The sequence below is a fragment of the Chelatococcus caeni genome, from assembly GCF_014196925.1.
In the GTDB taxonomy this organism is placed as follows: Bacteria; Pseudomonadota; Alphaproteobacteria; order Rhizobiales; family Beijerinckiaceae; genus Chelatococcus_A; species Chelatococcus_A caeni.
Window position 1 is genome coordinate 1,499,826 of record NZ_JACIEN010000001.1, and the last position, 17,301, is coordinate 1,517,126.

15 protein-coding genes are annotated in these 17,301 nt (G+C 67.4%); 7 read left to right on the forward strand and 8 right to left on the reverse strand.

What is annotated here, in order from left to right; all coding sequences use genetic code 11:
• The first annotated feature begins 59 nt into the window (after positions 1 to 59).
• From GGR16_RS07070 to GGR16_RS07080, 3 genes are all read left to right on the forward strand, one after another.
• Complete coding sequence (locus GGR16_RS07070) at positions 60 to 1,403, forward strand: MFS transporter (RefSeq protein ID WP_183316096.1); 1,344 nt, start codon at positions 60 to 62, stop codon at positions 1,401 to 1,403.
• Positions 1,400 to 1,837: a YqaA family protein gene (locus GGR16_RS07075; RefSeq protein ID WP_183316097.1), complete on the forward strand. Its 438-nt coding sequence runs from the start codon at positions 1,400 to 1,402 to the stop codon at positions 1,835 to 1,837. Before GGR16_RS07070 ends, GGR16_RS07075 begins: the two co-directional genes overlap by 4 nt.
• 274 nt (positions 1,838 to 2,111) lie before the next feature.
• Entirely contained in the window at positions 2,112 to 2,810 is a 699-nt protein-coding gene (locus GGR16_RS07080) for a L,D-transpeptidase (RefSeq protein WP_183316098.1), read from the forward strand.
• A gap of 56 nt (positions 2,811 to 2,866) precedes the next feature.
• Here the strand turns inward: GGR16_RS07080 and GGR16_RS07085 are convergent, their stop codons facing one another.
• The 3 genes from GGR16_RS07085 to GGR16_RS07095 form a co-directional block, all read right to left on the reverse strand.
• Positions 2,867 to 3,262 (reverse strand): (R)-mandelonitrile lyase, encoded by a 396-nt coding sequence (locus tag GGR16_RS07085; RefSeq protein WP_183316099.1) that lies wholly within the window; start codon positions 3,260 to 3,262, stop codon positions 2,867 to 2,869.
• Between the two features lie 292 nt (positions 3,263 to 3,554).
• Positions 3,555 to 4,985: a DUF1254 domain-containing protein gene (locus tag GGR16_RS07090; protein ID WP_183316100.1), complete on the reverse strand. Its 1,431-nt coding sequence runs from the start codon at positions 4,983 to 4,985 to the stop codon at positions 3,555 to 3,557.
• 450 nt (positions 4,986 to 5,435) lie between these two features.
• Entirely contained in the window at positions 5,436 to 7,217 is a 1,782-nt protein-coding gene (locus GGR16_RS07095; protein ID WP_183316101.1) for an adenylate cyclase, read from the reverse strand.
• A 137-nt stretch (positions 7,218 to 7,354) separates the two neighbouring features.
• Here GGR16_RS07095 and GGR16_RS07100 point away from each other — a divergent pair, with 137 nt between their 5' ends.
• The 4 genes from GGR16_RS07100 (at position 7,355) to GGR16_RS07115 (ending at position 11,493) form a co-directional block, all read left to right on the forward strand.
• Positions 7,355 to 7,612: a hypothetical protein gene (locus GGR16_RS07100; protein ID WP_183316102.1), complete on the forward strand. Its 258-nt coding sequence runs from the start codon at positions 7,355 to 7,357 to the stop codon at positions 7,610 to 7,612.
• Between the two features lie 88 nt (positions 7,613 to 7,700).
• Entirely contained in the window at positions 7,701 to 8,516 is an 816-nt protein-coding gene (locus GGR16_RS07105) for a hypothetical protein (RefSeq protein WP_183316103.1), read from the forward strand.
• Between the two features lie 255 nt (positions 8,517 to 8,771).
• Positions 8,772 to 9,131 (forward strand): HdeA/HdeB family chaperone, encoded by a 360-nt coding sequence (locus GGR16_RS07110; RefSeq protein ID WP_183316104.1) that lies wholly within the window; start codon positions 8,772 to 8,774, stop codon positions 9,129 to 9,131.
• Positions 9,132 to 9,684: 553 nt separating this feature from the next.
• On the forward strand, positions 9,685 to 11,493 hold the full coding sequence (locus GGR16_RS07115) for a calcium-binding protein (RefSeq protein ID WP_183316105.1): 1,809 nt from the start codon (positions 9,685 to 9,687) through the stop codon (positions 11,491 to 11,493).
• On the opposite strand, the gene GGR16_RS07120 is transcribed toward GGR16_RS07115, so the two are convergent.
• The 5 genes from GGR16_RS07120 to GGR16_RS07140 all read right to left on the reverse strand — a co-directional run bounded on the left by GGR16_RS07120 (position 11,487) and on the right by GGR16_RS07140 (position 17,101).
• On the reverse strand, positions 11,487 to 11,825 hold the full coding sequence (locus GGR16_RS07120) for a hypothetical protein (RefSeq protein WP_019404327.1): 339 nt from the start codon (positions 11,823 to 11,825) through the stop codon (positions 11,487 to 11,489). The two genes, GGR16_RS07115 and GGR16_RS07120, sit on opposite strands and share 7 nt — an antisense overlap.
• Positions 11,826 to 11,976: 151 nt before the next feature.
• The gene (locus tag GGR16_RS07125) at positions 11,977 to 14,211 is read right to left on the reverse strand and encodes a xanthine dehydrogenase family protein molybdopterin-binding subunit (protein WP_183316106.1); all 2,235 of its coding nucleotides are present in this window, start codon (positions 14,209 to 14,211) and stop codon (positions 11,977 to 11,979) included.
• The gene (locus tag GGR16_RS07130) at positions 14,208 to 15,185 is read right to left on the reverse strand and encodes an FAD binding domain-containing protein (protein WP_183316107.1); all 978 of its coding nucleotides are present in this window, start codon (positions 15,183 to 15,185) and stop codon (positions 14,208 to 14,210) included. The genes GGR16_RS07125 and GGR16_RS07130 overlap by 4 nt, the downstream gene beginning before the upstream one ends.
• 2 nt (positions 15,186 to 15,187) lie before the next feature.
• Positions 15,188 to 15,796, reverse strand: coding sequence for a (2Fe-2S)-binding protein (locus GGR16_RS07135; protein ID WP_183316108.1), 609 nt, complete (start codon positions 15,794 to 15,796; stop codon positions 15,188 to 15,190).
• 402 nt (positions 15,797 to 16,198) lie between these two features.
• On the reverse strand, positions 16,199 to 17,101 hold the full coding sequence (locus GGR16_RS07140) for a helix-turn-helix domain-containing protein (RefSeq protein ID WP_019404332.1): 903 nt from the start codon (positions 17,099 to 17,101) through the stop codon (positions 16,199 to 16,201).
• Between the last annotated feature and the right edge of the window lie 200 nt (positions 17,102 to 17,301).

Below are 17,301 nucleotides of genomic sequence, written 5' to 3' on the forward strand. Positions count from 1 at the left end.
ATCCGGCCGGGAAACGCTGATTGTGGACGGCGCGCCGCCCGGACGCACGGAATCGACGAATGCTGCAGGTCCTCACCAACCGCGTCTATCGCCGGCTCTTCCTCGCCCAGGGGATCGCTCTCCTGGGGACCGGCCTTGCCACGGTCGCGCTCGGCCTCCTTGCCTACGATCTTGCCGGCGCCGACGCCGGCGCGGTTCTCGGCACGGCCCTTGCCGTCAAGATGGTCGCCTATGTCGGCGTGGCGCCGGTCGCCGCCGCTTTCGCCGAGCGCCTGCCGCGGCGCACGATGCTCGTCAGCCTCGATCTCGTGCGCGCCGCCGTCGCCGTCCTCCTGCCCTTCGTCACCGAGATCTGGCAGGTCTATGTCCTCATCTTCGCCCTGCAGTCCGCTTCCGCGGGGTTCACGCCCGCATTCCAGGCGACCATCCCTGACGTGTTGCCGGACGAGCGGGACTATACCCGCGCGCTGTCCCTGTCGCGCCTCGCCTACGATCTCGAGAGCCTCGCCAGCCCCATGCTGGCGGCAGCCCTGCTGACCGTCGTCAGCTTCCACGGCCTGTTCACCGGCACCGTGATCGGCTTCCTGGCCTCGGCCCTGCTCGTCGTTTCCGTCGTGCTCCCGAGCCCCAAGCCGGTCGAACGGCGAAGCATCTACGACCGCACGACCAGGGGGCTGCGCATCTATCTCGCCACGCCGCGCCTGCGCGGCCTGCTCGCGCTCAATCTCGCCGTCGCAGCCGCCGGTGCCATGGTCATCGTCAACACCGTCGTCCTCGTGCAGGCCGGATACGGCCTCGGCCAGAGAGAGACGGCGCTCGCGCTGGCCGCCTTCGGCGGCGGCTCGATGATCGCCGCGCTCCTCCTGCCGCGCCTGCTCGACAGCGTTCCCGACCGGCGCGCCATGCTTGCCGGCGCCGTCCTGCTCGTGCTCGGCCTGTTCGTCGGCCCTGCCATCGCGAGCTACGCGCTCCTCCTGCCGCTCTGGTTCGCGCTCGGCCTCGGCTATTCGCTGACGCAGACGCCGGCCGGCCGCCTGTTGCGCCGTTCCTCGCATCCGGAGGATCGTCCCGCGCTCTTCGCCGCGCAGTTTGCCCTGTCGCACGCCTGCTGGCTGGTGACCTATCCGGCCGCCGGCTGGCTCGGCGCCACCGTGGGCCTCCCCTTCACGTTCACGGCGCTCGGCATCGCCGCCGGGCTGGCGGTCGTTCTTGCAATGCGCCTGTGGCCCGCCCCCGATCCCGACGAGATCGAGCACATCCACACATCGTTGGAGGACGGCCATCCCCATCTGGCGGATGCGGTACCCATCGCCGGCGGCCATCGCCATCGCCACGCCTTCGTCATCGACCGGCTCCATCCGCAATGGCCCCGTGCGCCGCTCTCGGACGACGCCGCCTCATGAGTGACCTTGCCGTCTATGCCGGACTGTTCCTCGCCGCTCTTGCCGCGGCAACGCTCCTGCCGATGCAGTCGGAAGCGGTCCTGGCGGGACTGCTGCTGTCGGAAGCCTATTCGCCCTGGCTGCTGGTCGCCGTCGCGAGTGTCGGCAACGTGCTGGGGTCATCCGTCAACTGGCTGCTCGGGCGCGGCATCGCGCGTTTCCGTGATCGGCGCTGGTTCCCTGCGAAGGCCGATGCGCTGGAGCGTGCGCAGCGCTGGTACGGTCGCTACGGCCGATGGTCGCTCCTCATGAGCTGGGCGCCCGTCATCGGAGATCCGCTGACCGTCATGGCCGGGGTTCTGCGGGAGCCGTTTCCCACCTTCCTTCTGCTGGTCACCATCGCCAAGGTCGGCCGCTATCTCATTCTCGCTGCGGTGACGCTCAGTCTCGTCTGAAGGCTACGCCCCGCAGCGGCGGGCCTGTGCGGCCAATCGTTTTCCGAGCGAGATCGGCGTAGCGTTTGTACGGGCGGAGACTAGGCCGAGGGGCAACGCACGTCGCCTGATGCCCTGTGGCAAGACTGCACGACCGCCCGGAAAAGCCGCGCACAGCAAAGGGCGAACTTGCCAATCGAGCCACGGCGCGGCAGTCTCACCGGCAAAGATGTTCAGCGGGTGACTGCGGAACTATTCTCTCGCCGGGCGACAGGACATGGGAAACTCCGACATCATGATCAGCAATGGTGGAACTGCCGACGCCGGCAAGATAAACGAGACGGCTCTTCCTGGGCTTCTCAACCGCCGCTCGTTTGTGCTCGGCTCTGCCGCCGGTATCGGCGCGCTGGGACTGGCCGGCTGCGTGACGTCCGACGGCATGAGCCTTGCCGAGGCAAAGCTGGCCTACGGGCCGGTGCCCGACGAGAAATTCCCCATCCCGGCGGTCGATGTCAGCAAGGTCGATCCGAAATATTTCCGTCGCACCGTTCGCTACGACACCAATGAGGCGCCCGGTACGATCATCGTCGATCCGGCCAATTACTACGTTTATCGCATCGAGGACGACGGCAACGCCACCCGCTATGGTGCCAATGTCGGCCGCGACGGCTTCCGGTGGAGCGGCGACGCCTATGTCGGGCGCAAGGCCGAATGGCCGACCTGGACACCGCCCAAGGAAATGATCCGGCGCCAGCCCGAGGCGGCCAAATACGCCGGCGGCATGCCGGGCGGTCTCGACAACCCGCTCGGCGCCCGCACGCTCTATCTCTATCAGAACGGCGCCTATACGCTCTATACGATCTACGCCAGCAGCGATCCGGAATCGATCGGCAATGGCGTCACGAGCGGCTGTGTCGGCCTGCTCAGCCAGGACATGATCCACCTCTACGAGCGAACGCCGGTCAAGACGAAGGTGGTCGTCCTGCCGGCATAGGCAACGGCGTCAGGTCCCTGTCCAGGCGCCGGGCGGAAAGGCCGAGGCGTTCGCCCTCAGTCGCCGTATTGTTCGTCAGATACCTTCTCGAGCCAGGTGACGGTGCTCCCGTCCACGGCTTCCTGGATGGCGATATGCGTCATGGCGACGTCGGGCGATGCACCGTGCCAGTGCTTCTCGCCGGCCGGGAACCAGACCACGTCGCCGGGCCGGATGTGCTCCACGGGGCCGCCTTCGCGCTGAACGCGGCCGTAGCCGGCCGTGACGATCAGCGTCTGACCTGCAGGATGCGTGTGCCAGGCGGTTCGAGCGCCCGGCTCGAACGTCACGGCGGCTCCGACGGCCCTGCCGGGAGCTTCCGCCGCGAAGAGCGGGTCGATGCGAACCGTCCCCGTGAACCAGTCTTCCGGTCCCTTGGTCGAAGGCGTATCGCCTGCTCGCGTGATCTTCATGGGTCGTCTCCGTTCCGCTTCGAGGGGCTGCTGCCCGTCCATTACATAGCGCATCAGGCGGCGGCATTGGGTGCCGCAATGCTGTAATGAATCCGGCTCAATCGGCCGCAGCGGCGACCGCTTGCCCCGAACGGAGACGAAGCCCGTCCTCTTCGGCGAGGACGTCGAACATGGGGCGTTCCCAGCCGGCCGCGTGTAGAAGCGGCCGGAGCCGCTTCTACAACTTGGGTTCCATCCTGGCATCTCCAGGAGTGGTTCCGGAAGGACGCTCCGGACAGGCGGGTGACAGCCTCTAGGATGCTCTCTTCACCGGCGGGATCGTCCAGGTGCCATCGAGGATCGAAGGGTTGCTCTCATCCGGCCAGTACATCCGCAGCATCAGGTAGAACTTGCCGGCCGGCGCCGGCAGCCAGTTCGATTCCTTGTCCGCGCCGGGCGAGTCCTTCTGCAGGTAGAGATCGAGCGACCCGTCCGCATTGTACTTCAGGTCCTGCCGCGGGCTGATGGAATAGCGGTTCAGCGGATTGTCGACGAAGAAATATTGCTCGTCGTACATCGTGAGCGACCAGAAGCCCTCGACCGGCGGCGTCTGGCCCTTGTCGAAGTGCATGACATATTTGTGGGCCCCGTCGTAGCTCTCGCCATCGTGTTCTTTCAGGGACGTCGGATAGACCGCATCCTGCGGCCGGTTGGCTCCGAGGCCGATGGCGGTGACGAGCGCCCGCATGAGGTAGTCGGTGCCGTACAGGCCCGTCTTGGTCGTGAAGCCCCAGCCGTTGATGTCCTGCACGTCCTTGTTGATCTTGAACTGCAGCATGATGCGATCGAAGGCGATCTGCGGGATGCGCTCCGCGAAATCCGCCCGCAGCTTGCTGGCATCGAAGTCCTGGCCGGCAACGAGGCCGATCTTCGCGAATTTGGCGAGAGCCGGCGCGTCGGCCGCCGAAGGCGGGTTCTTCTTCATGAGCTCGGCCAGCAGCGAGAAGAACTCCACCGCGCTCATGCGGTTCACCTGCTCGCGCACGGCGGTCTTCATGTCGATCGAGGCATCCACATGCCCCGCCGGCACGGTGTAGGCCTTGTCGTAGGCGCTCAGCGGAACGAGCTTGAACTCGTCCTGCAGGGCATGAACGGCGGCGTAATCCTCCGGCGTGCCGGTGCAATAGATCCGGCCGAGGAGCCACACGATGTTGGTCGGCGACTTGTATTCCTTCATGCCGTCCGGGAGCCTGCCGCTCCAGCCGGGGCCGGTGATCGCAAATGTCTGCGCCCCCGTGCCGGTCGTGCGCTTGCCCGGAACCTGGAAGACGTTCGTCCAGCCGTCGAGCATCGGCAGGAGGAAATAGCGGTCCTTCATGTCCGGGACGCTGAGGACCCACGGCTCCTCGCCGACATCGAGGAATGCGGTCGTGTAGAGCGTGTCGGCGTTCGGCGCCGTCACGTCCCGGAAGGATGCATTCGGATACTCGCGCATCTTGATGAGCTGGCCCATGGGCGCCCGCGTGCCCTCGGGCTTGGCGACATTGGTCATGACCCGCCGCGTCATCTCCATGGTGACCAGCGGATAGCCGAAGATGTAGGCATCCGTGGCCAGCCAGAAGTCCTCGAGCCCCTGCCCGACACCGCGAAACGCGTCGAAATTGGCGAGGCCGGTTCCGCTCGCGAGCCCTCCCGCAAACAGGCTCAATCCCCCTAGTCCAAGCTGCCGACGGGTCATTTTCATAGCTCGTCTCCAATGTTTACGTGATGCGAGGCATCCGCGAAGGACTTCCGCGGCAGGCCGTAGGCCAGGCACAGGCTGGATCAGAGCGACAGCCAGACGCTGCGGAACCCCGGGTTCATCCGGGTTGGCCGGCCGATGTCACGGCCATGTTTCCGCGCGGGTGAAGCGTATCGCCGACAGCGACGAACCTTGTCTCGAGCGTGCGAGAAAGGCTCGCGCAAGGATCCTCCCCTCGACTGCCGCCTGCCAGTACACCGATGGTCGATCTGCTGGTCAGGCTGCTGGGGAGCGTAGTCGTCGCGCGATCAGCGGGAAGTAGGTTACGGTAACAAACGGTCTTGCCGGAGCTGATCGAGATGTTCCGCACGCCAGGGCAAAGCCGCCCGACGGGGCCATGCGGCCCTCTTCGGAAGGGTCCGTCACCTCGCCCGCGCACGGGCCTGGCGCGGATCAGGGCACGGGAAATCCCGCCGCCCGCGCGGCATCGGTCAGGATGCGGCGGTCTTCGGGACGATAGTTGCGCTTGATCAGCTCGTCCTCGAGGTTGTCGAAGAACCGCGGCCGCATCGCGAGGAACTGGTCGCGACTTGCGGCAGCTTCCTGCGTGAGGCCGGCCCGCGCATAGATGAGCGCCGCAACGACGTGATAGAGGGGAAATTTCTCCATATCGGCCCGCCGGATCAGCGTAACGGCCCGTTCGTCGTCCCCCTGCATGTAAGCGATGAGCCCGAGCACGCCGGTATAGTATCCCGCGTTGCCCGGATTGCGGATGAGCGCCTGTTCCAGCAGTTCGGACCCGCGCTGCCAATGCCCCGCCATGGCGAGGCGGCTTCCGTATTCGCCCAGCAGTTCCGTGTCGTTGGGGTTCAGCGCCAACGCCCGCTCGCCGACGCGCAGGGATTCCTCAGCCTCGCGATTGAAGAACCGCGCCATCATCAGCGCCTGAAGGGCGCGCACGTTCTCCGGGTCGAGACGGACCGCCCGCTGCGCCGCCTCGAGAGAACGCTCGATCGGACCGCCTGCATCGTTGCGCCAGTTGAAGCCGAAACGATCCTCATCGAGGTAGATATACGACAGCATCGCCCAGGCCGTGGCGTAGCCGGGGTAATGCGCGACGGCCCGCTCCAGGCAGTTGCGGACGCTCGCATGTTCTTCGGTGCCGAGGACGGCCCGATAATTATAAAAGCGCAGCGTGCAGCGATAGGCTTCGAGATCGTCCGGAGGCACGCGGGCCGTGCGCTGCTCGTCGGCCCGGAAGATGATCCCGTAAGGCTGGGCGACGGCGGTCGCCACCTTGTTGGCGATATCGACCTCGATCTGAACGATATCGCTCGAGCGCAGATCCTCGTCATAGGTCTGCGACCAGAGAACCTGGGAGGTTTCCGCATCGACGACCCGGCTGGTGACCCGAAGCCGTCCGCCGAAAATGCGCACGCCGCCTTCGAGGACGTAGCGGATGCCGAGCCGCCGGTTGAGTTCGGCCGCGTCCGCGGTGGCGGGCAGGCTGCGTGAGGTCTCGCTGCCGAGAACCCTGATCTCCCTGAAACGCGCGATCTGCGACAGCACCTCCTCGGTCAGGCCGGCTGCATAGAGCGCCGCGTCGGCCTCCGCTCCCAATTCGGCGAAAGGACGCACGATGAGGACAGGCATGTTGGGCGATGCACCCCCTGCGATCGCCGAAGGGCCCTCGCGGTTCACGGCGAGATAGACGGCGCCGAGAACGCTGGCCGCCAGGGCGATGGCAAGCGCCATCCGCCAATCGACCAGCCGGCGGATGGAGAATCGTGCCGGAGCCACGGAGGGAGGAAGGACATCCCCGTCCGGCTCGGAACCTGCCGGGGTTTCATCCCCCTGCCGCGGCTGCTCGACGAAGACGGGAGCGTACCCGCCCTTGGGAATGTCGATCCTGACCGGATCGTCCTGGCCGGCGACGAGATAATATCGTTCGAGCGCCCGTCGCAGCCGGCCGGCCTCGATGCGCACGACCGGATCGTTCTGCGCGTCGAAATTCGCGTCGCGGCCGAAGACCTCCACCGCAATGGCGAAGGCCTTGATGCGGTCCGCCCGACCGGCCACCGATTCTTCGACGACATAGCGCAGGAATTTATGGGCGCGCTCCGGCGCCTTGAACTCGGGGCTCGCGAGGATCCTCCCGAGCTGTGCGATGACGGCATCCGGTGACGGCCGGATGTTCCATCCCCCCTCGGCGGCAAGCGGCCTCGTCTCCGACATGGTCCCCCCTTCGCCGAACGCGCCATGCTGCTCTATGCGCGATCCGCCTCGGCGCCGACCATGTTTGTTACGGTAACATACTCCCAAGTCGCGGGCGATGGGCGAAGATCAGCCGAACAAGGGGAGGCTCGTCTGCAATGCATCGAGGCGTGCTCGCTGCGATCCATCAATTCCCCGCTAAACGCCGGGCCATCGAAGAACTCGCCCTGAAGAGCGAGACTTTTCGTCTGCTTTGTACCGATCTCGCTGATGCCGAAGCAGCTCTGTACAACTGGAAAGGTTCGGATTCTCCCCTCAAGGACGAGCGCTGTGCGGAATATCTGTCACTCGTCACGGCGCTCAAAGCCGAGATCCTGGAAATCCTCGATGCGGAACAATCCAATGCGGCCGAATGAAATTGCGCATGACGGGCCACATTGCTGGCTTTCCCCTGAGAAGGGCAACAGGCCGGACGGCCGAGCCCGGACCGAGCGGGATTTCGCCTTGTCGAGACTGAAGCGGTTCGCCGTCGCCGGCGCCATGGGCTGCACGCTGCTGTCCGCCCCCGCGGCGGGAGCGGATCTCCAGCCGCAGCCGCCGGTGCCGGCGCAGCCGGCGCCGAGCTCCTGGCAGTTCCAGGCGACGATCTACGGCTGGGCGACGTCGCTCACGGGCACCGTCGGCGTTCGCAACCTGCCCGCGGCGAAAGTCGATGCATCCTTCGCCGACGTGCTCGAGAACCTCGACGGCGCCCTGATGGGCTCCTTCCTCGCCAAGAACGGCGACTGGATGTTTCTGATCGACATCGTCGGGGCGCAGCTTTCCGACAGCGCGACGCTGAAGATAGCGAACGCGCCCACCGTCAAGTTCAGGCAGGGCCTGTTCATCGCCTCCGCCATCGCGGGTTACCGGCTGCCCCTCGGCGACCCGAACCTCGACGTCAGCCTCACGGCCGGCGTGCGCTACCAGCAGCTCACCGCCAAGATGACGTTGTATCCCGGCCTTCTGCCGGGCCTCAGCCTGACGAACGAGGAAACCGAGGACTGGCTCGACCCCATCGTGGGCGTGGCCCTGCAGTACCGGATCAACGACCGCTGGTTCGTCAACGCGCTTGCCGACATCGGCGGTTTCGGCGTCGGCTCCGACCTGACCGCCCAGGGTCTCGTTTCCGTCGGCTACAAGTGGACGGACACGGTCTCGACCGCGATCGGCTACCGTGCGCTGTACACCGACTACAGCACCAGCGGCCATCGCACGGGCACCTTCCGCTATGACACGACGATGCACGGGCCGTTCCTGAGCCTCGCCTTTCATTTCTGATGCTCGCGCGGACGACCGAGGGCACCGTTTGAAGCACCGGAGGCGGCGCTGGGCGCCGGTCGCCACGGGGTAATCTACCGTATCTTACGCCCCGGTCCGGCGCAGACGGCCTAGGATCGGCTTGTTCAATCACCACGTCCCCTGAAGCCAAGCGGGGTCTTCGGCGGATCCGCGCCCCGGCGACGCGAGGGCGCAAGGGGGCGATCACGCAGCAGGCATTTCTTCCCGTTTCATCCAGTGAGAAAGGTTGGCCTCATGCTGAAGAACATCGCTTTTGTCGCCATTTGCCTGGCATCGGCAGCAACTGGAGCATTCGCCCAGGACGCGACCCCGCTCTCGACCTATGCAGACAAGGACGGCTATCTCGACGTCCAGGCGCTGACGTGCGCACAGCTCGCCGGCACGTATCAGGAGGATGCCGACGCCCTGACCTCCTGGTACAGCGGCTGGTACAACGGCCTTGCCAGGAAGCACATGTACAACGTGCAGCGGGCCAAGGAGCTCGAGCACGAGGTCATCGTCTACTGCAAGGCGAACCGCGACAAGAAGGTCATCGAGGCCATCGCCGTCGTCTTCAAGGACGAGCGTGCCAAGCTGGGCATTAAGATGAATTGACCGGCCAGAGCCCCCGCTCAGCTCCCTCGGCCTCGACCCTGGTGCGGAAGCCCCGGGGGTGGAGGCCGGCGGGACCCGGCTCAGGCCTCATCGATCAGAGCCCGGGGATAACGGCCGCTGCGAGGCAGACGGGCCGAGAAGACGGTATGGGCGCATCGGCCGTTCCGGATGGCGATGCCGCGCGTCCTTGATCCTGCGAAGAGATTCCCGCCCTCGGCTGCCGGCCGACAAGGGCCTTGCCGCGAGCAGTCTTGCAGCCGCGGCGCGAGCGATTGCATGCCTCGATGGGCGCGCGTTCCTGACGGACGCAGGTCCTGGCGTAGCCGCAATCGAAGCCGGGGCCCCTCATCGGCCTGCGCGCAACAGGCAGTCGGTGCATCAGGAGGCGCAAACGACGCAAGGAAGCGCAGGAAAGAGACTTGAATTCGGCATATGAATCCTTCTGTTGGTGAAAAATATAGTGATTTTCGAACAAAATTGACGGCATATATTTATATTGCCTTCCGCGTAACCTTCGGAAATCCTGCGCTGCCACACCACGCAGGAGGCTGCCATGCCTGTGGGAACCGATGACGATGACAGGCTTTACGGAACCAGGTTTGCCGATGTTCTAGAAGGTCTTGGGGGCGATGACGATCTCGTCGGCTATGCCGGCGACGACAGCCTTTTCGGCGGGGATGGCAACGACCGCCTGTGGGGTGGTCCCGGCGCCGACCTGCTCGATGGCGGCGCCGGCCGCGACACGGCGGTCTATCTCTCCTCGCTCGCCGGCGTCACGGTCGACCTGCGCCTCTCCGGACCGCAGGAGAGCGCCGGCGACGCCGCAGGCGACGTTCTTGTCGGCATCGAGAACATCACCGGCTCGCGCTTCGACGACGTCCTCATCGGCGATTCCGGGAACAACACGCTGCGCGGCGGCGCGGGAGCGGACATCATCGATGGCGGCGATGGCATGCGCGACAGGGCGAGCTACGCCTTCTCGCCCGAGGCCGTCGACGTCAACCTCGACCGCCCGGGACCGCAGATCGGCGGCGATGCCCAAGGCGACATGCTTTACAATATCGAGGACCTGACGGGCTCCAGCCATGACGACCGGCTGACCGGCGACAACCGGGACAACGTCATCAATGGCGGCGCCGGAGCCGACATCATCGACGGGCGCGGCGGTTCCGACACGGTGGAATACACCGGCTCGCCCACGGGCGTGAACGTCGACCTGACGCGCAGCGGCCCGCAGATCGGCGGCTATGCCCAGGGCGACGTGCTGATCTCCATCGAGAACGTCTACGGCACCGAGCACGACGACTACATTGCCGGCAATTCCGGCGCCAACCGCCTGTCCGGTGGAGCCGGAAACGACGTCATCATCGGCGGGACCGGCTGGGGCTACGATCACATCAACGCCGGCACCGGCGACGACCTCGTGGTGCTGAACGGTGTAGGCCGCGCAGACGGCGGCGAGGGCACCGACCACCTCGTCCTCGACTTCCGCGCCGCGCAGACCCAGCTCGCGCCGGGCCCAGGTGGCAATTGGGAGTTCGTCGGCTTCAGCGCCACCCATAATGCCGATACGGGCGAGATCTACCTGTCGAGTCTCGGCGTCGGCAAGTCGGGAGCTGCGGTCGGTTTCGAGCAGCTGACCATCGAAGGCTCGACCGGCCGCGATTCCTTCATCGGCACCCCGGGCGCCGACGTGATCCGCGGCCATGAGGGCAACGACTTCATCAGCGGCGGCGGCGGCGCCGACTTCCTCGACGGCGGCACGGGCTTCGACCGGCTCATGATCGACGAACGCGATGCGACCGACGACCTCCTCGTCGACGTCGCCTCCGGCATCATCCCCGGCGGCGCGACGGCGATCGGTTTCGAGCACCTCGTCGTCATGACCGGATCCGGCAACGATACCGTCTACGGGCTCGACGGCGACAGCGGCCTCGGCAACCTGGCCGGCGTCACGCTGACGGGCGACTATTTCCTCCTCGGCGACGGCGATGACGTCGCCTATGGCGGCGCCGGGGGCGATCGCCTCGACGGTGAAGCGGGCAATGACCGGCTGTATGGCGAAGCCGGCAACGACCATTTCTACGGCGGCGACGGCGACGACCAGCTGTGGGGCGGCGCCGGGGCGGACGTGTTCAACTACGTCGGCAACGAGACCGGCTACGACCGCATCGAGGATTTCGAGGACGGCAGCGACCGGATCCGCTTCCTCGGTGGACCTCTCACGAATGTCGACGAGGTCCTCGCCGCCTCGCGCGAGGTCGACGGCGGCGTGGCGATCGAATTCGGCGATGGCGGCATTTTCATCGCCGGCATCGAGCTGTCCGATCTCGATGCCGGAGATTTCCTGTTCGGCTATTGATTCTGGGCAGGTCCGCCGGCCGGGGCACCGCGCCCTCGCGCCGGCGGAACCGGCACCTTCGTCGGCAGGGGCCGGCTGACGAGGTTCATCAGGATCTGCTCGGCCCGTCGGCCGATGGTGACCTCGCCGATCTCCGGCGTCTCGAACACCCGCTCCTCCGCCACGAGCGCGACCAGCTGGCGTGCGTTGTCGACCGTCACTTCGATGCGCCTGTAGGCCGCCACGCTCAGCGCCTGGGCCGCAATTACCTGGGCTATGAGGTCCTTGATGACGATCTTCTGTCGCATGTCGCCCTTGAAGGCCCCGTCCAGCATATTGATCGTCAGCAGCATCGCCACGCCTCCCGCTCCCCGCTTGCTCTAGGAGGCCGTTTTGCCGGCGGCGGAACAAGTCAAATGCGCGCCATTTTCTTTACCGATGCGGAACCGAGGCGCCGCCGAGTGAAGGAGGCCGGCATGCCGTCGCATGCCGGCCCCTGTCGCGCTAGGAGGTCAACACGTCCTCGATGCGGATCGGCAGGGTGCGCACGCGGATGCCCGTCGCGTGGAAGACCGCATTGGCGATGGCCGGGGCCATGCCGACGAGGGCGATCTCCCCGAGCCCCTTGACCCCGAGCGGATTGACGTGCGGGTCGACCTCGTCGACGAAATGCGCCTCCAGGTGCGGGATGTCGAGGTTCACCGGCATCAGGTAGTCGGCCATGTGGGCGTTGACCGGTCGGCCGTCACGCCCGTCGAGTGCCGTGCGCTCCATCAGCGCCATGCCGATGCCGCCGATCATGCCGCCGATGCACTGGCTCCTGGCGAGGCGCGGGTTGACCACCCGCCCGATGCCGTAGGCCCCCACGGCCCGGCGCACCCGGATGGTGCCGACGTCGGGATCGATGGCAACCTCGACCATCACCGCGCCGAAGGCGTGCATCGAATAGCGATGTGCGACCTCCGGATCGCGCTGGGCCGAGGCATCGGCCTCGATCGCGCGTCCGGCGCTCGCCACGATATCGCGATAGGGCTGCCCGGGCGCCTGATCGCCACGTCGCCTGAGGCGGCCTGCCGCCCATTCCACGTCCTCGACATTCGCGCCGAAGACGGGCGAGCGCTGGTCGGCGACGGCGAGCTTCGCCGCCTCCTCCTGCGCCGCGAGGCAGGCGGCGCGGATGGCGGAGCCGACGGACGCCATGGTCCACGAGCCGCCATGCGAGGGTGCCGGCGGAAAGTCGGAGCGGCCGAGGCTGAAGCGCACCCGCTCCATCGGCAGCCCCAGCGTCTCGGCCGCGACCTGCGTCATCGAGGTATAGGTGCCCGGTCCCATGTCGCTCGCCGCCACCTCGACCTCGGCCGTGCCGTCGGGCCGCAGGCGCACCAGCGCGCTCGCCGGCGCGTGATAGGCGGGATAGGTCGCGGACGCTGCGCCCATGCCGACGAGAAGGCGCCCGTCGCGCATCGCGCGGGGCTTGGGATCGCGCCGTGACCAGCCGAAGTGCTCCGCCGCCTGGTCGTAGCATTGCAGCAGCGAGCGGCTGGAGAACGGCTTGCCCTCGGCCTCGTCGATCTCGGGCTCGTTGCGGCGGCGCAGCTCGACCGGGTCCATGCCGAGCGCATAGGACAGTTCGTCCAGGGCGCATTCGAGCGCGAAGATGCCGCTCGCCTCCCCCGGGCCGCGCATGTGGTTGGGCGTGCCGGTGTCGAGCGGCGTCAGCCGGTAGCGGGTGCGGACGTTGGGACAGGAATACATGTAGCCGGTGGCGGCGGTCAGCGCCTCCAGGAACTGTTCGTAGCGGCTCGTCTCACCCGTCCCCTCGTGCACGACGGCGGTGAGCTTGCCTTCCCGCGTCGCGCCGAGCCCGATCCGCTGCAGCGTGCGCGGCCGGTGGCCGGTCGTGAAGAACATCTGCTTGCGCGTCAGCACGAGCTTGACCGGGCGCCCCACCTGCCGCGCCGCGAGCGCGGCGAGGGTCACGTGCGGCCAGGTCCTGAGGCTCGTGCCGAAGGCCCCGCCGATGAAGGGACAGTTCACCTGCACATGCTCGGCCGGGATGCCGAAGATGGCGGCGATCTCGGCCTGCTCGTTGACGACGAACTGGCTCTTGCTCCACAGCGTCAGCCGGTCGCCGCTCCAGGCCGCCACCGTCGCATGCGGCTCCATCGGGTTGTGGTTCTCGCGGGCGATGTCATAGGTCTCGTCGACCTTCACTTCTGCATTCGCCAGCGCATTGTCGGCTTCGCCGCGCGCGGTATCGGCGGGAATGCGCGCGTCGGGCTGCGCCGCCGCTTCCGGGATGATCGCCTCCGCCCGCGGGTCCTGGGGATCGACCGTCGGCTGTTCGCTCTCGTAGCTGACCTGAAGGGCAGCCGCCGCGCGCTCCGCATGGTCGAGCGTGTCGGCCACCACGATCGCGACCGGCTGGCCGTAGAAGCGGACCTTGTCGTCCTGCAGCACGTGCAGCCGCTCGCCGACGGCCGGGTCGATGTAGGTCTTGTGGGCGCCATAGGCGAGCCGCGGCGCATTGCGGTGCGTGATGACCGCGACGACGCCGGGCATGGCTTCCACGCGCGCGCTGTCGATCGCGGTCACGCGCCCGAGGCCCACGGTCGCACTGACGATCACCGCGTGGAGCTGGCTGTCCTGGTTGAAATCGGCCGCATAGCGCGCGGCTCCGGTCACCTTGGCGCGCCCGTCGACGCGGGGCAGCGGTTGTCCTACGATCGTGCCGGTCATGCCACTTCCCCCGTCATCTCGAGAGCCCGGACGATCGTCCGGGGCAGGAGTTCGAGCTTGTAATGGTTGTGGCTGAGGGGCCGGGCCCCCTCGCCCGCCAGCCGCGCCGCCTCCTCGAATGTCCGGCGCTCCGCCGGCTGCCCGACGAGCGCTGCCTCCGAGGCGCGCAGGCGCCAGGGCTTTGTGCCGACGCCGCCGGCCGCAAGCCGCGCCTCGCGGATCACGCCGCCCTCGATGACGAGGATGGCCGCAGCCGAGACGAGGGCGAATTCGTACGAGGCGCGGTCGCGCACCTTGAGATAGCGCGCCCGGCGGTTGTCCGGCCCGCCGGGAACGCGCAGCTCGACGATGAGTTCGCCCGGCGCCAGCGTATGTTCGAGATGCGGCGTGTCGCCTGGCAGGCGGAACAGCTCCTCGATCGGGAAGGTGCGCTCGCCCTGCGGCCCGCGGACGCGCATCGTGGCATCGAGCGCCACGAGCGCGACGGCCACGTCGGAGGGATGCGTCGCCACGCAATGCTCGCTCGTGCCGAGAATCGCATGGCCGGCGTTGAGCCCGTCGATGGCCGCGCAGCCCGACCCCGGCGTTCGCTTGTTGCAGGCGGCGTCCAGCATGCGGAAATAGGGGCAGCGCACCCGCTGCAGCAGGTTGCCGCCCATGGAGGCCATGTTGCGCAGCTGCGGCGAAGCGCCCTCGATGAGGCTCTCGGCGATGACCGGCTGCAGGCGCTGCACGTCCGGATGGGCGGCGACATCCGACATGCGGGCCAGGGCGCCGATGACGAGGTCGCCGCCCTCGACGCGGATCTCGTCGAGCGGCAGGCCGTTGATGTCGACGAGCCGCTCGGGGCGTTCCACCTCCTCGCGCATCAGGTCGACCAAGGTCGTGCCGCCGGCGATGTAGCGGGCGCCGGCAGCGGCGGCGGCAATGGCGGCCTCGGCGCTCTGCGCCTTCTCGATCGTGAACGGCAGCATGCTCACGTCCTCCCGGCTGCGTCGGCGACGGCCGCGACGATGCCCGGATAGGCGCCGCAGCGGCAGATGTTGCCGCTCATCCAGAACTGGACCTCCTCCGGCGATCCGGCATGCCCCTCGGCGATGCAGCCGATGCCGGACATGATCTGGCCGGGCGTGCAGAAGCCGCACTGCAGCCCCTCGTGCTCGATGAAGGCCGCCTGCAGCGGGTGCAGCTCGCCGCCGTTGGCAAGGCCCTCGATCGTCTCGATGCGGGCGCCGTCGTGCATGGCCGCGAGGGTCAGGCAGGACACGATCCGCCTGCCGTCGACGAGGATGGTGCAGGCGCCGCAGGCCCCCTGGTTGCAACCCTTCTTCGTGCCGGTGAGGTCCAGCCTCTCACGCAGCACGTCGAGCAGCGACTGCCGGGGATCGACATCGAGTTCGTGAACCTGGCCGTTGACCGTCAAGCGCACGCGGGACGCCATGGCCGCCTCCTGTGCTGAAGGCGCTGCGCCCTGGGCGGCAGCGCCCGGGATCGCCGCGAACGAGGCGGCACCACCGGCCAATTGTAGCACGCCACGGCGCGACAGCGCCCCGGCATCACCCGGGTTCGGGTTGCGGTCTATCATTGGAACCCTCCTGAGAGGCCGCGGCCCGACGAGGTAACGGAACACAGATGCCGCAGCTCTTTTGCCTGCGGGAAGGCTAGCCGCGCGCCAGCTGAGGCAACCAGCGCATGGAGTGCTGCGTTTTGTACGTGGGTGCTGTCATGTCGCTCACGAAACCGTGCTCGCCCGCGCCGACGCGGCAGTCCCGCCCCGCGCGTACGACGGCGTGCGCGATGGCCGGCACGAAAGGCGCCACCTCCCGGATTCGGCCGCTACTTCGGTCCGGGACGAGGATATGCTGGAGCGCGCCGCCACACCGGGTGGGAAGGTATTGCCGCGATGCGAGCGGATCGACCGCGCCGGGCGATCGCGGTCCGATTGTTCAAAAAATGAGCATCCACGCGCCGGGCGGCGGGCCGGCCGTCAGAGGCGGCTCAGGCGCCGCCAGAGGCCGGGCGTGACCTTCAAGGCCTTCTGGAAGACGCGGGTGAGATGGCTCTGGTCGACGAAGCCGCACTGATGCGCGATCTGGTCGATGCGCAGGTCCGATTTCAGCAGCAGGCCCTTGGCCCGCTCCAGGCGCTGCGCAAGCAGCCACTGGAGCGGCGTCGTGCCCGTCGTCACCTTGAAGGCGCGCGCGAAATGGCTGCGCGAGAGGCGGCAGGCGGCGGCCAGCTCGTCGAGGCCGATGCGTCCGTCGATATTGGCGAGCAACATCTCCTTGGCCCGGCGCTCCTGCCAGGGCGCCAGCGCGCCGCGCGGCGGACGGGATGCGGCCTGCCCCCCGTACGATGCCGTAAGATGCGCGAGCAGCGCCAGAGCCACATAGTCGACGAACAGGCGGCTTGCTGCGTCCGGCCGTTCGAGGGCCGGCAGCAGGCATTCCCCGAGGTGCCGGATGACCTCGTCGTCGAGGATGACGTCCGGCGAGGCGCGTAGTGCTGCGAGGCGCGGCCGCTCGTGCTCCTCCTGGAAGCGGTCGAGCGCTTCGCGCGGCATGTAGAGGGAAATGCAGTCGACGGCCGCCTGCACCACCGCCGAATGCTCCTGGTTGAGGTCGGCGATGAGGGATTGTCCATCCCGGATGGCCGGCCGCAGGACAGCCCGTCCGTCGACCCAATGGGGCGCAGCCGGCAGGTCGAGCCTCTGCAGGCACATCAGATAGCCGTCCTTGCGCTCGAACTGGACGGGGAAGCCGGTCCTGGCCTTCTGCCACGTCATGCGCGAGGCCATCAGCTCGGCCGACTGGAGCGTGCGGATGGCGAGCGCCTCCGGCTGCTCGGCTCCGTGGAAACTGGCGGAATTCCGGTCAACTCGTTCCGTCATCGGCGTATCTCCGGAGTGGACGACCTGAATCGATCTGGCAAGACAGCCCGATAAGTATTTCCACCGTCGACCAAAAGACGCCCGCTCGATCAGGCGCCATGCAGGACGGTCGGGAATGCTGCCGCTTCGGTGCGGGAACGGCGCGGCAGGATCCACGTGGACGGCGAAGGGGAGAAATAGCGCGGCCGGCGGCGGAGGCA

Bases quoted from the DNA above. Each gene is read 5' to 3' on its own strand.
- GGR16_RS07070 (WP_183316096.1), top strand. From the start codon at position 60: ATGCTGCAGGTCCTCACCAACCGCGTCTATCGCCGGCTCTTCCTCGCC.
- GGR16_RS07075 (WP_183316097.1), top strand. From the start codon at position 1,400: ATGAGTGACCTTGCCGTCTATGCCGGACTGTTCCTCGCCGCTCTTGCC.
- GGR16_RS07080 (WP_183316098.1), top strand. From the start codon at position 2,112: ATGATCAGCAATGGTGGAACTGCCGACGCCGGCAAGATAAACGAGACG.
- GGR16_RS07085 (WP_183316099.1), bottom strand. From the start codon at position 3,262: ATGAAGATCACGCGAGCAGGCGATACGCCTTCGACCAAGGGACCGGAA.
- GGR16_RS07090 (WP_183316100.1), bottom strand. From the start codon at position 4,985: ATGAAAATGACCCGTCGGCAGCTTGGACTAGGGGGATTGAGCCTGTTT.
- GGR16_RS07095 (WP_183316101.1), bottom strand. From the start codon at position 7,217: ATGTCGGAGACGAGGCCGCTTGCCGCCGAGGGGGGATGGAACATCCGG.
- GGR16_RS07100 (WP_183316102.1), top strand. From the start codon at position 7,355: ATGCATCGAGGCGTGCTCGCTGCGATCCATCAATTCCCCGCTAAACGC.
- GGR16_RS07110 (WP_183316104.1), top strand. From the start codon at position 8,772: ATGCTGAAGAACATCGCTTTTGTCGCCATTTGCCTGGCATCGGCAGCA.
- GGR16_RS07115 (WP_183316105.1), top strand. From the start codon at position 9,685: ATGCCTGTGGGAACCGATGACGATGACAGGCTTTACGGAACCAGGTTT.
- GGR16_RS07120 (WP_019404327.1), bottom strand. From the start codon at position 11,825: ATGCTGCTGACGATCAATATGCTGGACGGGGCCTTCAAGGGCGACATG.
- GGR16_RS07125 (WP_183316106.1), bottom strand. From the start codon at position 14,211: ATGACCGGCACGATCGTAGGACAACCGCTGCCCCGCGTCGACGGGCGC.
- GGR16_RS07130 (WP_183316107.1), bottom strand. From the start codon at position 15,185: ATGCTGCCGTTCACGATCGAGAAGGCGCAGAGCGCCGAGGCCGCCATT.
- GGR16_RS07135 (WP_183316108.1), bottom strand. From the start codon at position 15,796: ATGATAGACCGCAACCCGAACCCGGGTGATGCCGGGGCGCTGTCGCGC.
- GGR16_RS07140 (WP_019404332.1), bottom strand. From the start codon at position 17,101: ATGACGGAACGAGTTGACCGGAATTCCGCCAGTTTCCACGGAGCCGAG.